16 protein-coding genes and 1 other RNA gene are annotated in these 14206 nt (G+C 39.5%); 8 read left to right on the forward strand and 9 right to left on the reverse strand.

From position 1 onward, the window contains the following. Positions 1 to 4 precede the first annotated feature (4 nt). The 3 genes from ED557_11065 to ED557_11075 are packed head-to-tail and all read right to left on the reverse strand — an operon-like array spanning position 5 to position 1412. Positions 5 to 358 carry a hypothetical protein gene (locus ED557_11065; GenBank protein RNC83235.1) on the reverse strand — a complete coding sequence of 118 codons (354 nt, stop codon included), beginning with the start codon at positions 356 to 358 and terminating at the stop codon, positions 5 to 7. Between the two features lie 4 nt (positions 359 to 362). Further along, complete coding sequence (locus ED557_11070; GenBank protein RNC83236.1) at positions 363 to 653, reverse strand: hypothetical protein; 291 nt, start codon at positions 651 to 653, stop codon at positions 363 to 365. A gap of 60 nt (positions 654 to 713) precedes the next feature. Beyond that, positions 714 to 1412, reverse strand: a complete 699-nt coding sequence (locus tag ED557_11075; protein RNC83237.1) for a YggS family pyridoxal phosphate-dependent enzyme — start codon at positions 1410 to 1412, stop codon at positions 714 to 716. A 190-nt stretch (positions 1413 to 1602) separates the two neighbouring features. On the opposite strand from ED557_11075, the gene ED557_11080 reads away from it, so the two are divergent. The 4 genes from ED557_11080 to ED557_11095 all read left to right on the forward strand — a co-directional run bounded on the left by ED557_11080 (position 1603) and on the right by ED557_11095 (position 5068). Beyond that, positions 1603 to 2664: a Nif3-like dinuclear metal center hexameric protein gene (locus tag ED557_11080; GenBank protein ID RNC83238.1), complete on the forward strand. Its 1062-nt coding sequence runs from the start codon at positions 1603 to 1605 to the stop codon at positions 2662 to 2664. Positions 2665 to 2675: 11 nt separating this feature from the next. Further along, positions 2676 to 3410: a hypothetical protein gene (locus ED557_11085; GenBank protein RNC83239.1), complete on the forward strand. Its 735-nt coding sequence runs from the start codon at positions 2676 to 2678 to the stop codon at positions 3408 to 3410. Between the two features lie 123 nt (positions 3411 to 3533). Further along, positions 3534 to 3904: RNase P RNA component class A (gene rnpB / locus ED557_11090), an RNA gene on the forward strand. Between the two features lie 96 nt (positions 3905 to 4000). Beyond that, positions 4001 to 5068 (forward strand): hypothetical protein, encoded by a 1068-nt coding sequence (locus ED557_11095; protein RNC83240.1) that lies wholly within the window; start codon positions 4001 to 4003, stop codon positions 5066 to 5068. On the opposite strand, the gene smpB is transcribed toward ED557_11095, so the two are convergent. The 4 genes from smpB to ED557_11115 are packed head-to-tail and all read right to left on the reverse strand — an operon-like array spanning position 5063 to position 8465. Beyond that, entirely contained in the window at positions 5063 to 5536 is a 474-nt protein-coding gene (gene smpB / locus ED557_11100; protein RNC83241.1) for an SsrA-binding protein SmpB, read from the reverse strand. The two genes, ED557_11095 and smpB, sit on opposite strands and share 6 nt — an antisense overlap. A 28-nt stretch (positions 5537 to 5564) precedes the next feature. Next, positions 5565 to 5960, reverse strand: coding sequence for a hypothetical protein (locus ED557_11105; protein ID RNC83242.1), 396 nt, complete (start codon positions 5958 to 5960; stop codon positions 5565 to 5567). Then, positions 5890 to 7224: a site-2 protease family protein gene (locus ED557_11110; GenBank protein RNC83243.1), complete on the reverse strand. Its 1335-nt coding sequence runs from the start codon at positions 7222 to 7224 to the stop codon at positions 5890 to 5892. The genes ED557_11105 and ED557_11110 overlap by 71 nt, the downstream gene beginning before the upstream one ends. 8 nt (positions 7225 to 7232) lie before the next feature. Further along, complete coding sequence (locus ED557_11115) at positions 7233 to 8465, reverse strand: hypothetical protein (protein RNC83244.1); 1233 nt, start codon at positions 8463 to 8465, stop codon at positions 7233 to 7235. A gap of 83 nt (positions 8466 to 8548) precedes the next feature. Between ED557_11115 and ED557_11120 the strand changes: the two genes are divergently transcribed. From ED557_11120 to ED557_11130, 3 genes are read left to right on the forward strand one after another with little or no spacing between them, the layout of a single operon-like run. Next, on the forward strand, positions 8549 to 9424 hold the full coding sequence (locus ED557_11120; GenBank protein ID RNC83245.1) for a hypothetical protein: 876 nt from the start codon (positions 8549 to 8551) through the stop codon (positions 9422 to 9424). A gap of 3 nt (positions 9425 to 9427) precedes the next feature. Continuing rightward, entirely contained in the window at positions 9428 to 9835 is a 408-nt protein-coding gene (locus ED557_11125; GenBank protein RNC83246.1) for a DUF3052 domain-containing protein, read from the forward strand. A gap of 21 nt (positions 9836 to 9856) precedes the next feature. Further along, a complete protein-coding gene (locus ED557_11130; GenBank protein ID RNC83247.1) occupies positions 9857 to 10903 on the forward strand; it encodes an alcohol dehydrogenase in 1047 nt (348 codons plus the stop codon). On the opposite strand, the gene ED557_11135 is transcribed toward ED557_11130, so the two are convergent. After that, positions 10900 to 12603: a hypothetical protein gene (locus ED557_11135; GenBank protein RNC83248.1), complete on the reverse strand. Its 1704-nt coding sequence runs from the start codon at positions 12601 to 12603 to the stop codon at positions 10900 to 10902. The genes ED557_11130 and ED557_11135 overlap by 4 nt on opposite strands. 88 nt (positions 12604 to 12691) lie before the next feature. Here ED557_11135 and ED557_11140 point away from each other — a divergent pair, with 88 nt between their 5' ends. After that, a complete protein-coding gene (locus tag ED557_11140; GenBank protein ID RNC83249.1) occupies positions 12692 to 13339 on the forward strand; it encodes a nicotinamide riboside transporter PnuC in 648 nt (215 codons plus the stop codon). Here the strand turns inward: ED557_11140 and ED557_11145 are convergent. Further along, positions 13291 to 14196, reverse strand: coding sequence for a type I restriction enzyme HsdR N-terminal domain-containing protein (locus tag ED557_11145; GenBank protein ID RNC83250.1), 906 nt, complete (start codon positions 14194 to 14196; stop codon positions 13291 to 13293). The two genes, ED557_11140 and ED557_11145, sit on opposite strands and share 49 nt — an antisense overlap. Positions 14197 to 14206 lie beyond the last annotated feature (10 nt).

Genomic DNA, 14206 nt, shown 5'->3' on the forward strand with positions numbered 1-14206 from the left:
ACACTTATTCGTTTAACATGTTCCTCAGATTACTGTCGTCCTCTTTTTTCTGGGCGGCTCTAACACCTTTCTCTTCAATAGTAATTTCTCCTATTGATTCTGAAGAATCAGGAATTCTGATTTTTTCCTCCTCAAGATCAGAAACAATGGCCTCTAAATTGGAGATCCTTCTTTCGGTGGTTTTCTTAAACTCACCAAGTGCTTTAAAAAACTGAGGGTTTATTTCTCCGGAAGAAGTAGAGCTTTTTCTATTAATCCAAGCTTTAATCAATCCAAAAACATTATGTAGGAAAAACCCAGTTAACCCTATTCCAAAAACAATAGCAACCAGAGCTACTATAAATTCTTCTTCTTGCATAGTATTAGCCTCTTACTTTTGAGCGTTGAGTGGAGTCAGAAGCGTTAAGATCATCCTTAATCTCTATTTCATCAAGCGAAATTTCACCTGATTTTGAAGAATTTTCTGAAGCAATTGCTTCCAGGTTTTCTATTCTGGTTTTCAGGTTGAAGATCATCTTCCGTAGTTCATGAGATTCTTTTGCACTTGTTAGACGCTTTTCCTCTAACGATAGTTCTTTTTCTTTATATGCGTAAAATAACCCACCGATTATAGCAACGATTGGGATGATAGCAAACCATGGTAATCCAAACATAATGCCCGAGTTTAATTAGTTCCTGTTGGAAAGTGGGGAGCCTTACGCACTAAATCAACCTTAGTTTCGTGATCCAAAAATGGCGCTTCCAACTCGAATCATGGTTGCCCCTTCCTCAATAGCCACCTCAAAATCTCCGCTCATTCCCATCGAAAGTTCTTTGAGCTGGACATTTTCTCCGTTCAAATGAGAATGATCAGTTAATGTGGTTTTTAATTTGGCAAATTCAGGACGAATATCTTCAGGATTATCTGAAAATGTGGCCATTCCCATTAACCCTTGTATCATCAGGTTCGGAAGAGTTTTAGCATGAGTTAACATGCTTTCAAGTTCAGATGGATCACATCCGCTTTTTTGATCTTCTCCGCTAATATTTACTTGTATAAGTACATTAATGGTTCTGTTAGCAAGCTCAGCACGTTTCTGTATTTCATTAAGGTGCTTACTTTTTGACGCGGAATGAATCCAGTTAACACGGTTAGCGATGTATTTAATCTTGTTCGATTGCATTGTTCCGATCATATGCCATTCTATGGTCGGTTCACTAATTGCTTCCATTTTCTCTTGCAGTTCTTGCATTCTGTTCTCACCAAAGTGAAGCTGACTTGCAGAAAAAGCATCTAGAATAGCTTCATTTGGTTTTGTCTTGCTAACAGCAATCAGTGTGATTTCTTTTGGGTCTCTATTTGATTTGTTGCAAGCGGCGTTAATTCTTTGATGAATCTTCTCAAGATTCTTATAAATAGAAGGCTCTATCATTTACCAAATCTCGTTCAAGTTATTTTAAAGTTATGAACATAAAGATAGCCTTTTATAATTCGTATATAAGCGTTATTTTTGGAAGCTCTAGAAAGACGTAGATTTTCATCATTTGAATATTATACTGAACGTTTACAAACATCCCTTGTCGGATCATCTATCTCAACCAACATTCCAAAGGAGTAGATAGATGGCAACTAAAATCCGGCATATATCCACTTTTTTGAATCAATGGGCTCCGCCTCACATAAAACTGGATTACGACAATGTTGGATTACTAGTAGGAGACCCTGAAACTGAAGTAACGTCTGTTCTCACCTGTCTTGATGTTACTGATGATGTTATTGAAGAAGCAATAAGTAAAAAATGTGAACTTATTGTAGCTCATCACCCACTGATCTTTAATAAAATTGGCTCTATCAATCCAACCAATCAGCAAGGAAGGATAATTTATAAGCTGATAAAAAATGATATTGGCTTACTTGTAGCCCATACTAATCTTGATGCTGCGCTGGACGGAGTTTCATTTGTTCTTGCAAATATTCTTGGACTGGATAACCTGAGGTTTCTGGAAAAAAATTATAGCATAAGCCGAAAGATAAGATTAGTTACTGCTGAGGAAGATGCTACCTCGGTGTTAAAATTATTGAATTATTATTCAGCAGAGGAAGCTCATTATTTCGAAGTAGAGAACAGGGAGCGTGGACTAAAGTGTTTTGAAGCAATTATTGATAAACATCTGGTACCAACGCTAAAAGCAGGTCTTAAGAAAGAAGGACTCCTTAAAGCAGGCTCCTTTCAGGTAACTGAATTAGCCTCCAATTCTCAGAATTTTGGAATGGGAGTGCTCGGAGAGTATCCCGAGGAAGGAGTTGGGCAAAACGAATTCCTTCACCTGGTTTCCAAAGCTTTGAATGTTCGGTCAGTCCGATTCTCAGGGAATGTAGACAGAATTAAGAAAGTGGCAGTTTGTGGAGGGTCGGGAATCTCACTTAAAAAAGCTGCGATTAAAGCAGGAGCCCAGGCCTTTGTTACTGCTGATATTAAGTACCACGACTATTTCACTGAAAAGGAGAACTTCCTGCTTGTGGATGTTGGGCACTACGAAAGTGAATTTCCAATTGCAGAAGCGCTAAAAAATGAATTATCAGATGCTTTTGAAGAAGTAAGCGTCTCGGTTACTCAAATGGTAACCAACCCAATGAAAATCTATGTGTCTGACATAGAACCTCAACCCATTCATCAAAGTTGATTTAACCATACATGAAAGAAATACTTCAACAATTAGCAAACTTACAGTACATCGATAGCAGAATCGATGAGATCAAGCAGCTAAGAGGAGATCTTCCTGAAGAAATCCTTGATATAGAAACGGATATTGCTCGCGGAGAAGCAAAACTTTCGAAGTTAGAAGATGAAGAGAAAAATCTATTCGTCGAGTTTGATAGCCTTGAATTAGAAATAAAGACCTCAGAAGAAAAGGTAAAGAAATACGAAGATCAGCAACTCTCAGTTCGAAACAACAGAGAGTATGATGCCTTAACCAAAGAGATCGAAGCTCAAAAACAAGTTATTGAAAACGCTAAATCTCGAATTGAAGAAGTAGAGAAGAGAAAAGAAGAGATAGGGCCTGAACTTGAAGTAGCCAAAACCGATCTGGATCATACGAAAGCTTTATTCGAACAAAAGCAGAATAGCCTTGAAAAGGTTATGAAGTCGACTGAAGACGAAGAAGTTGTTCTCATGAAAAAGAGAGGAGAGGTAGAGAAAGGTATTGACCAGCGTTACATGCGTAATTATAATCGCCTCAGAAATGGCTTGAATAATGGTATTGCCGTGGTAGCAATGGATAGAGGTGCCGCTTTCGGAATGGTACTTCCTCCCCAACAACAAGTTGAAGTGCGCCGAATGAACAAGATCATTTTCGATGAAAACAGCGGGCGTATTGTTGTTGATCAGTCATTTTTTGATAGAGCGAAAGAACAACTTACTCTATAAGACTTAAAAGTCATTCTGAACTTGTTTCAGAATCTTTCGTGCTGTACAAAGACCCTGAACCTGTTTCAGGGTGACTTTCTTCCATTTTTTTTAAATAAATCCGATCAAAAACGTATCTTTAAAGCGGAAAATCGGGTAATCGCTCTATGAAGCTTTAGTGGATTAGAGAGGAAAGTCCGGACACCAACAGGCACCACGCTCAACGATCCTTCGGGCGAAGTTGAGGCTCGGTTAGGGCGACCTGGCCGGGACAGAAAGTGCAACAGAAAGCAAACCGTCTCGATTCGTCGGGATAAGGGTGAAAAGGTGAGGTAAGAGCTCACCGCCCCGTACTGTGAAGTCGGGGGCAAGGTAAACCTCGTGGGGTGCAAGCTCATGTAGGGTGGTATGCGTCGCTTGTCGTAAAGCCACCGGGTGGAGTGCACCAGATAAATGATTACCGAATCCCGGGTATCCGGGAGGAACAAAATCCGGCTTATAGATTTTCCGCTATAACATGAAAACCCCGTCCCTAAAGGGCGGGGTTTTGTTTTTCCTATCTATTATATTGTTCATATTAAGTTTATCAACAAAGCCAAAACGGAGAGGATATGACTGCGATAAAAGATCTAATATATTTTGATCAAGACAAGGCATCTTCTTTACTAAGTCAATTTGAAGGGGGATTGACTAAAGAGTTTCACGAAGGAAAAGAGGTTTCAGAAAATAAAGAGAGGACAAATAAAGTTGATGTGAAAGTTTTTCAAAGAGAATTTGGGGGTATGGATTCGGAGAAGTTCACAAGAATGCAGACGAAAATTTTACATCACAATCTATTGAATCAGTTGGAGAGTTTTTTGATAGATAACAATATGTTATTGGACTTAAATCAAGCTACAAAAGAAGCAGAACTAGATGACATAGTTATAAGAAGTCTTCTAGAAGGAGTAAGCTATGTGAGAGCAGAGGGATATTGTACAATTAATGACTTTGAAAGATTAAAAAAGATAATGTCTAAGTTTTCCTGGTTGGTTGATTTCATTAATAAGTGCAATAAATATTCTATAGAGCAGAATGAGGATATAAAATTACTAAGACTTCAAGTCGAAGAAATAAAAAAGGGATTAAACGATATTAAGGATAGAAATAAAAAAGCACAGCAAAAGTCCCTAGTCTCAAGCTTTGAAAAAGACATTAATGAGAAAGTGAAAGCTCTATCCGAAGTAATTGCTAGCCCGGATGAGTGGCTTTTAGAAGGATTTTCTGAATGGGTAGATACATTTAACAAAGATCAAATCCATTTACGTAGTAAACCATTTGACAACTACGAGGGGTTTGAGGTTATTTGCAATCTTAAAAAAAGTCATTTTGTGGAAGATGATTTAAACCACATAATGTTTTCTTATGGGAAAAATCCAAATGTAAAGCTTACCGTATTAGGTTTAATTACATCAAAACCCAGTTTAGAAGATGCAGAGGCCGCAAAGCAAAGAGAGTTTCTAGACGGAGAAAGCAACTATAAAAAGGTAAGGAGCTTTGGTAACTCAGTACTTAATGTATTTGACTCGATGGAGGGAATAGAAGCTTTTGGTAGGTTTGTAACATACCCAGATATTACGATTTATCCACTAGGAGTTTATAGAAATATTGAGAATCAAAGCCTAAAAAGTAACTTATAGATTTAGTTTAGTACCACCCTTCAGACTCCTTTCCATATCTCTCTTGGTATCGGCAGCCTTTATACTTTCTCTTTTGTCAAACTTCTTTTTACCTCGAGCTAATCCAATCTGAACTTTGGCAAAGCCCCCTTTGAAATAGATTTTTAAAGGAATAATGGTGTTTCCTTTTTGTTGAACAGCCTTGTCGAGCTCACGGATTTCCTTTTTGCTTAGGAGAAGTTTTCGTTCTCTGCGAGGGTCATGGTTGTAGTAGGAGCCTTGCTCATAAGGTTTGATATAAAACTCTTTTAAAAACACTTCTCCATCCTTCAAGAAAGCGAATGCATCTGTAAAACTGGCTTTTCCCTGGCGCAGAGATTTTACCTCCGTGCCCTGGAGTACAATCCCCGCCTCAAACGTTTCCTCAATCGAATAATCATGGAAAGCTTTGCGGTTTTGGATAGTTACCGTGTTTTTTTTCTCAGACATAAATACTGGTTAACTCAAGAGAAGGTCACTAAACTTCAAATCCTAGTTTCTGGAGCTCCTCAACAATTTGCGGATCCGGGCTACGATCAGGGAAGGTGGCGTAGATACCCAGGATTTGCTCTATCTCGCTAATAGCCTTTTCATTGTTTTCATTGATCTTCAACACTTCAATGTACTGTGCCAGAGCTCCATTCATCTTATCTCGCATATTGGTAGTGTTCGAATCTCTGTACTCAAGAAATAATCCATAGTTGAGATGCACCTTTTCTTTAAGAGAAGTTGTTTCCTCCGAAGCTTCAATACCATCTAAAACAGCGAGTGCTTCTACATAAAGGTCTTTTTCTAATAAAGCGTCAATTTGAATGGAGAGGTTTTCCGGTGTTTGCTGGCTCTGTGAGCATCCCCATAGAGTAACTACTATCAATAGTAGGGGTAGGGTTTTCTTCATTGATGAAATTTTTAAAGGATAATGGATTTAAACTTATACAAAGAACAAAGATAAGCATACTTAACCATCCAATCACTTTTCTGGCCGGAGTAAGTGGTCGTTCAATGAGTACCGGAGGGTGTTCAACTTTTACAATAAAAGCGATAAAAACAGTCCAAAAAACCCATATTAGGGAAGAATCGGGAGTGTTATCTCCGGTAATTAGATATAAATATACTCCGGAACTAATTATTGAAAACGGAAGCGCTGTAGCAACCCATAATTGTTCGCGCTTGAAGGCTTTTTGAAGAATAAGAAATAAGATCGCAGTCCAAATCAGCCATGAAAGTAACCCAAAGTTATTGTCGAAGCTTATGACTTGCTGGTGGATTAATGGGACGGCTTCAATGCCAGCAAGAATAGTTATTCCCGTAAAAAATACACGAGCTACAATTTTATGTTTTTCATAACCAATAAGTGAATAAAGGATATGGCCACCATCAAGCTGACCAACGGGCATTAAATTTAGTGCCGTAAAGAATAGCCCGAACCAGCCAGCTAACAAGAAAGGATAGTGCTGAATTTCCCATAATGGCGGAGCATCAGCAAAAAAAGATGCCAGGAAATTATAAAGCGGTGTACCTCCAAAAAAGAGCACCATTTGATTTTCTCCTACCTGAGGATCTTCTGGATATTCCCCATGTTCATAAAAATGTTCTACCATATAATTATGGTCACCGAATTTGTTCAAAAATTCAGGCTCAGGAAGAGTGGAGAAACCAATCAGTAGCAATAGAATAGAAACGATAAAGCCAGCAATTGGTCCCGCAGCACCTATATCAAAAAGCTTTTTTGTCTCGTGTATTTGCTCTCTTATTCTTATTACTGCTCCCAAAGTACCAATGCCTAACGGTACCGGAATATAATAAGGAAGAGAGACTTTAACTCCGTGATATACAGCAGCAAAGTAATGTCCAAATTCATGAAAAGTGAGAAATGTGAGTAACAGAGTAGCAAACGTTACGCCGCGTAATAAGCTCTCTTCAGAAAAGGCAGGTAAGATTCCCCATAAAACTCCTTCTGCGGGTGTACCTACAAGAAAGGTACTCACCAAAGAAACTGATATATAGGTGAGTATGAACAAGCCGGAATGTTTGAGTATCGTTTTTATATCCGGGTTATTAACTCGTTTCTTTGGGTTATCAGCTTCTCTGTTTTCAGGAAGAGGATAGAAGAAGGTTGTTTTAGATTCCTCGCTCAAAAAAAGTGTTATTTAATGGGTTCTCTTGAAATTGGCATAGTCATACATCGCGCGCCTCCACGACCCCGGCATAATTCATGCCCCTGAAAACTAATGGCAATTTTATTTTCATCATTCAACTCAAGTGGCCTATCTCTATACTCCTCAACAAATTCAAATTGCGTCATAAAAGAATAACCATGATCTACCAACGTGTTGAAGGTCTTAGTGTTTCGTTCATACCCTACAATTACTCCTGGAGCAAGTGCAAAAACGTTAGCTCCATCTGTCCATTGTTCTCTAAACTGGCTGGTACGATCCTCACCACCGCATTTGATAAATGTATAGTCGGTTCCCGAGAACTCATTAAGAGCTTCTGATAAAGAAGATCGAGACTCAGCAAGGATCTTGTCATTACTATATTGAAGGGCTACCACATTATCCCTCTGTTCTAAAATGGCGGGAGGAAAAGCGATGCACTCATTGCTACTGGCAAAGGTGAAAATAGTATCAAGGTGCATAGAGGCTCTTTGCTTAGGGATATCAACAGCAAGAACCGTTTCCACTCCATGACTTAACAACCCTTTTGCGGCATGCATTAATCCGGTAAATGAGGTTCGCTCACTCATACCTATTAAAACGAGTTTATCCGACTCCACTAAAACATCCCCACCCTCGATAGATTGATGGCCCGAAATACGAATCGCATTACTCTTTATATCATTGAATAATGGATGGTAACTAACCAGGGTTTCCATAATTAACGACTCTCTTAATCGAGCTTTTGTGGCAGCTCTTGAAACAAGGATACTGTTTCCAACTACTGCAGCAAGATCTCTAGTAAAGAGTAAATTCGGGGAAGGGTTCAGGTTGAAATCTGTTGAGCCATGCAGGGTTCCTTCAGTACTAAATTTTAGCAACTCCTGGGGATCAAGCCGGATGAGCTGGTCATGAATAATAGAAAGGTTTTCCTCCGGAAATTCACGGATAAGTTGCTCAATAAAATAATTCCTGGCTTCTTCCTCTTGAATTACCTCGCTAAATAAGTCGAGTATTTCTATAACCTTGCCATTCTCCGGCATAGCAGCTTTGAAAACTTCAAGCATATCCAGATGCTCACCACGAGCATCTTCCTCGAAGATTATATCATCAAAGAGTAGTTCATCTTTTATTTCCGGATTCACAAGGGATACTTCGTGACCGGGAGTATGGACAATGACTCCGTTTAGATGTCCAATTTCAGAAGAAACGTTAATATGCATAACAGAGTTTTCGTTAGGGAGTCAAATATAGAGATATGAGCTCCATATTTAAACGGAAATTCTAGATTTGAATATCTATCTTAATGCGCAGTACGAGAGAAAAGATGACTAGCAAATCCGAAATAGAATCACTCCTCCTCCTAATGGATGATCCCGATCCATTTATTAAAGAGAGTGTACATAGCAGATTTACGGAACTTGGGGAAAATGCAGTTCCACTACTTGATCAATTCAGGCTTGAAATAAAAAACCCAGAGGAAAAGAAGAAAGTTGGGGATCTGATTCATCAACTTACTTTTTCAACACTTGAAAGTGATTTTCATGAACTGTTTGAGCGAGGAGTAAAAAACCGGACGGATTTAGAAAATGCGGCATTCACGTTAGCCCGATTTGGTAATCCTACACTAGGCAATAGAGAGTATTCTCAAAAACTTGATCATTTTGCGGAAATGGTTGAGCCTACTATTCGCTATCGCTTAGATGAGCGCCGAAAAATGAAACAGCTCATTAAATTTGTTTTCGAAGATTTGAATTTTGGTGGAGATACGGAAGATTATCATAACCCGGCAAACTGCTTTATGGATAAGGTAGTAAACCGAAGAAGGGGACTGCCTATTACATTAAGTATGGTTGTGATGTTTTTAGCCCGGCGCTTAGATATGCCATTTTTTGGTGTAAATATGCCGATTCATTTTATGCTGAACTATATAAGTGATAAAGAAGAGGTTCTTATTGACCCCTATGACAATGGGGCTATAGTTACCTATGATCAATGCTATTTCTTTCTCAAAAAGAATAATATTGAGCCTAAGCCCGATCATTTTAGAATAGCTTCTGATGTTGAGATAATTATTCGTTGTATCCGGAATTTGATACATAGTTACGAGCGCCTTAATCAGCCAACCAGGATTGAGGATTTAAAAAAACTGCTTGCTATAGCCGAATCATACGAGGAATAACAGATGGCCGGATATTCAGGTACTCCGCTGGTTAAGAAGCTAGGCATAAAGCAAGGTATGCGGGTGTTATTTGTAAATGAACCTTCTCACTACATGGATTTGTTGGGAGAGCTTCCTGAAGAAATTGCCATTCTTGATCTTAAAGCTGAAGAACTGAATTTCATTCACTTTTTTTGTGAAGATCTGGAAACACTTCATAATCTATTTCCCATTTTAAAGGAAAAACTTACCAAAACAGGGATGATTTGGATTTCCTGGATTAAAAAAGCGTCCAAAAACTTTAGCTGGACATTTACAGAAGCAGAGGTAAGAAGATACGGGCTGCAAATCGGGTTGGTAGATGTGAAGGTGTGCGCTGTGGATGAAGACTGGAGTGGCCTGAAATTTATGTACAGGCGTGAAGATCGTTAGTTCTACTTATTTCTGAATCTCATGAAAGCACTGGTCTATAAGGGAATAAAACAGGTAGAGGTAATAGATGTACCCAATCCTGAGATTCTGACCCCGAATGATGTAATTGTAAAAGTTGAATGTGCAGCGATTTGCGGTTCTGATATGCATGTATATCATGGCCGGGAACAAGGGATCGATATTAATACAATAATGGGGCACGAGTTCGTAGGAACTGTCATTGAAATCGGTGATTCAGTCAAGAGATTTAAGCCAGGAGATGAAGTAATAAGTCCTTTTACTACAAATTGCGGGCAATGCTATTATTGCGAAAATGGGTTAACGGCAAGATGCGAGCAAAGCCAACTATATGGATGGGTGGAACAAGGAATAGGTTTACATGGTATTCACGCAGAATTTGCAAGAGTTCCATTCGCAGACTCAACGCTGGTTCATAAACCTGAGCATATAAGTTGGGAACGGGCGAATCTCATTTCTGATAATTTACCTACCGGGTATTTCGGAGTAGAAATGGTAGAGATAAATCCGAAAGGGGTGTATGCGGTTTTAGGCTGCGGGTCTGTAGGATTAATGGCTGCTTTAAGTGCTTTCGAACAAGGTGCAACGAGGGTGTACGCACTAGATAGAATACCTTTTCGATTAGAAAAAGCAGCCTCTTTTGGAGCGATTCCGATCAATATTGATCAGGAAGATGCCGTGAAAAAAATTAAAGCAGAGACTGGAGGAAGAGGGGTGGATGGAGCGATTGAGGCGGTAGGGAGTGCTCCTCCTCTAAAACTGGCGTTCGATTTGTTAAGGCCCGGAGGAGTACTTGGATCAGTTGGAGTTCAGGCTTTTGACAAGCTGCCATTTTCTCCTCCAAACCTCTATGATAAAAACGTTACTATGAAGTTTGGAAGATGCTCGGCCAGGCACTATATCGATAAAGTACTGCCGATAATTGACACGTTACCTGCTGATGTATTGGATGTAGTAACTCATCAATTTCCTCTGGCTGAAGCAAAAGAAGCATATCGGGTATTCGATGAAGAAAAAGAAAGTGCAATTAAGGTTTTACTGAAGCCTTAAATCTTACGAACTACAAACCAGGTAGCTAGTGCTCCCCCTAAGAGATAGCTAATTCCCGCTAAGCGATCTCCAAAGAAAAGCTCTCCCATTCCTAGAAGAATGAATATAATACCAAGAAAGGATTGCAGAACTGAGACTAAGGCCGGCCCGAGTCTGTCCTGGGATTCCTTACCATCAGCAAAAGGTTTCCATCCTTTACCAAAAGGTCGAACCTGATGGTAGTATTTCTTGAGAGTTTCCTCACTCTCTGGCTTGGTAACAAAGGTGGCAATTAACCAGCTTATCGTTGAAAGAGTGGTTGTAAAAATCATGCTTGTAGCAAAATCATACCCCAGTGATTTAGAAATAATTGCACCCAGGGTAGCGGCAATCATTGCTACAATTTCACTCCAGGCATTAACTCTCCACCAAAACCATCGAAGTAACATAACCCCACCAATTCCGGCGCTCAAGGAAAGAATAAATTCCCAGCCCCCTTTTACTGAATCAAAAAAGTAGGAGACAACCACTGCTACTCCTGCCATACCAATGGTGGCTAATCTGGAGATAAATACATAGTGTTTTTGTGCTTTTTCCGAGCTTTCGAAGCTTTCTTCTTTCTTGATGAAACGAGCATAGAAATCATTAATCACATAGGATGCCCCCCAATTAAGTTGGGTTGATATAGTAGAAACGAAAGCAGCTAAAAAGGCGACACATAACAAGCCGAACCAACCAACAGGTAACACCTCGGCCATCATCATTGGATATCCGGCTTCCTTATCTACCAGTTCCGGAAAAATAACAAGGGATACAAGGGCAACTAAGATCCACGGCCAGGGACGAATGGCATAATTAGCAATATTGAAGAGAAGAGTTCCTGCAACAGCATTTCGTTCGTCTTTAGCTGAAAACATTCGTTGAGCGATGTAACCGCCACCTCCTGGTTCAGCTCCTGGATACCAGGCCGCCCACCATGCCATTCCCACCCAAATTAAAGCAGTAACAATGGGTATTTCTGGGTTTGTAAATGGGTTAAAGCTTAGTACTTCCAGCATATCCTGGCGTGCTAATTGGGATTTCAATGCACTAAATCCACCAACATGATCTATCGCAAAATAGGCTAGAGCAATGGATCCAACCATGGCAATGGCAAATTGAATAAAGTCGGTGATTACTACTCCCCAAAGCCCGGATATTGCAATGTAAAGTGCGGTCATTCCATAGAGGATAACAATGATAGTCCACTGATCAGCTCCTGTTAGTACAGACATTATTTTAGCCATACCAACAGTCACCCAGCCCATAATTACACAATTGAAAGGGAAGGCAAAATAAAGTGCCCTGAAGCCTCTTAAAAAGCTTGCAGGTTTACCTCCATACCTAAGCTCGATAAATTCACAGTCAGTGATAACATCAGCGCGTTTCCAAAGCTTGGCATAGATAAAAACAGTGAGCAAACCAGAAATCATCCAGCTCCACCAGAACCAATTTCCGGCTATTCCCTGAGACGCTACAATACCAGTTATTGCAAGGGGAGTGTCAGCTGCAAAAGTAGTAGCAACCATTGAAGTTCCTACCAGCCACCAGGGTAGGTTCTTTCCTCCGGCAAAATAATCATCAAGAGATTTTTGATCCCTTCGTTTCGCTATAATTGCTACCGCAATAAGAATTAAAACGTAGCTAGCGATAATGATGTAATCTAAAGTGCCGAAAAGCATGTATGTATTATACTAAGGGTTCCAAAAAACTGCCAAAGGTTAAATAACAAACAGTAAAATCCAAACCTTTTGTTCTTATCTTAACCCAATGCAAGTGATCATTGACGGCTTTATAAATGGAATCACCCAGACTTCGGGCTTGGAATGGGTAGCAGTAACCACCGGTCTTTTAAGTGTCTGGTTTTCTATGAAAGAAAATATCTTGGTCTACCCTTTTGGAATTGTAAGTGTGCTCATTTATGTGCACCTGGCATTTAATTATCAGTTATATGCCGATATGGGGGTAAACAGCTACTATTTTGTGATGAGTGTTTATGGTTGGTATCACTGGAAAGACACTAAGGATAGTGCCCGAGTTCAAATCCCAATAACTACAAATTCTAGAACGGAATGGATGATATCGGCAGGAATTCTTATAGGTTCGTTTTTAATACTCTCTTTTGTGCTAATCAACTTTACCGACAGCGATGTTCCTATTTGGGATGCTACTACAACCTGTTTCGCTATTACTGGAATGTGGTTAATGGCACAAAAAAAACTGGAACACTGGCTGGCATGGATTATTACAGATCTTATTTCCATCCCTCTTTATTTTTATAAAGGCCTGATACTTACCAGTGTTCAATTTCTCATATTCACGATCCTTGCAATAGCAGGTTTTATTGCCTGGAAAAACTCATTAAGTAATCAGGATGACAACCTTGCTATAGGTTCGAATACAGTTTCTGCATCCTGATCAAAAGAAAAGCCCAGCTCCTGAACGGCATCAAAACGGGTAATCCCTTTCTCATTCATGAGCGTAGCATTTTCTCTATCAGCATTTTTTACTGCATCAAGAGAAACAGAAATAATACCCACGTTTGAATGCTGTCTGTTCATAACCACATTAAGTGTAGAGCCGCCTTTTGGAGTAGCGGTTATTGCTACTGCTAAGTTAAGTCCATTTCCTGTTGAGAAGATTCGGTAATAATTCGCCAATTCAAGTTCGAACTGGGAGTCTTTAAATCTCAAATAATGAACACTAGAATCGCTGTTGGAATACAATAATTGAGAGTTTTTGACTGCCCAATCCTGAACGGTATCAGAAGAGTTTTTCCCTAAAAACCCTCGTTTAATCCAATATTCAGAATCTCTGTTAATCTCATGTTTAGAATCATATTCAATTGGTAATTCAGAGAGTTGCTTTAGGAGTGATTCATCACGCGAAAACCAATAATATGTAAGGCCATTGGTAACCAGTAAAAATGGCGCGTTTACTTTTTGATTATATCGGGCTATTTGGAGTGCGGTCTTTTCATTTAAAGAGACATCTCCTGCTTTACACTCTACCAGAAGTTGGGGTTTAAAGTGTTCATTATAGCACACAATATCTGTTCTGGAAGCTCCTTTATCACCTGGTAAACGAACTGGTGATTCAAAAGAAATACGATTTTTGGAAACACCTGCCTCAAGCATCAAATATTCCACAAAAGCGAGTCGAACTCTTTCTTCCGGAAGGTGTTTATAGGGCTTCTTAAGGATAGGATTCCAGAGGAGCTTCTCTTCATTCCGGAAGATTACCTGAGGAAAATGATGTGTGCTACTGCTTTTCAATCTCGTTAAT

This window comes from Balneola sp. (genome assembly GCA_003712055.1).
Classification (GTDB): Bacteria; Bacteroidota; Rhodothermia; order Balneolales; family Balneolaceae; genus RHLJ01.

What these genes read in the sequence shown, in the direction of transcription:
- ED557_11065 (RNC83235.1), bottom strand. Translation starts at nt 358, where the DNA reads ATGCAAGAAGAAGAATTTATAGTAGCTCTGGTTGCTATTGTTTTTGGA.
- ED557_11070 (RNC83236.1), bottom strand. Translation starts at nt 653, where the DNA reads ATGTTTGGATTACCATGGTTTGCTATCATCCCAATCGTTGCTATAATC.
- ED557_11075 (RNC83237.1), bottom strand. Translation starts at nt 1,412, where the DNA reads ATGATAGAGCCTTCTATTTATAAGAATCTTGAGAAGATTCATCAAAGA.
- ED557_11080 (RNC83238.1), top strand. Translation starts at nt 1,603, where the DNA reads ATGGCAACTAAAATCCGGCATATATCCACTTTTTTGAATCAATGGGCT.
- ED557_11085 (RNC83239.1), top strand. Translation starts at nt 2,676, where the DNA reads ATGAAAGAAATACTTCAACAATTAGCAAACTTACAGTACATCGATAGC.
- ED557_11095 (RNC83240.1), top strand. Translation starts at nt 4,001, where the DNA reads ATGACTGCGATAAAAGATCTAATATATTTTGATCAAGACAAGGCATCT.
- smpB (RNC83241.1), bottom strand. Translation starts at nt 5,536, where the DNA reads ATGTCTGAGAAAAAAAACACGGTAACTATCCAAAACCGCAAAGCTTTC.
- ED557_11115 (RNC83244.1), bottom strand. Translation starts at nt 8,465, where the DNA reads ATGCATATTAACGTTTCTTCTGAAATTGGACATCTAAACGGAGTCATT.
- ED557_11120 (RNC83245.1), top strand. Translation starts at nt 8,549, where the DNA reads ATGCGCAGTACGAGAGAAAAGATGACTAGCAAATCCGAAATAGAATCA.
- ED557_11125 (RNC83246.1), top strand. Translation starts at nt 9,428, where the DNA reads ATGGCCGGATATTCAGGTACTCCGCTGGTTAAGAAGCTAGGCATAAAG.
- ED557_11130 (RNC83247.1), top strand. Translation starts at nt 9,857, where the DNA reads ATGAAAGCACTGGTCTATAAGGGAATAAAACAGGTAGAGGTAATAGAT.
- ED557_11135 (RNC83248.1), bottom strand. Translation starts at nt 12,603, where the DNA reads ATGCTTTTCGGCACTTTAGATTACATCATTATCGCTAGCTACGTTTTA.
- ED557_11140 (RNC83249.1), top strand. Translation starts at nt 12,692, where the DNA reads ATGCAAGTGATCATTGACGGCTTTATAAATGGAATCACCCAGACTTCG.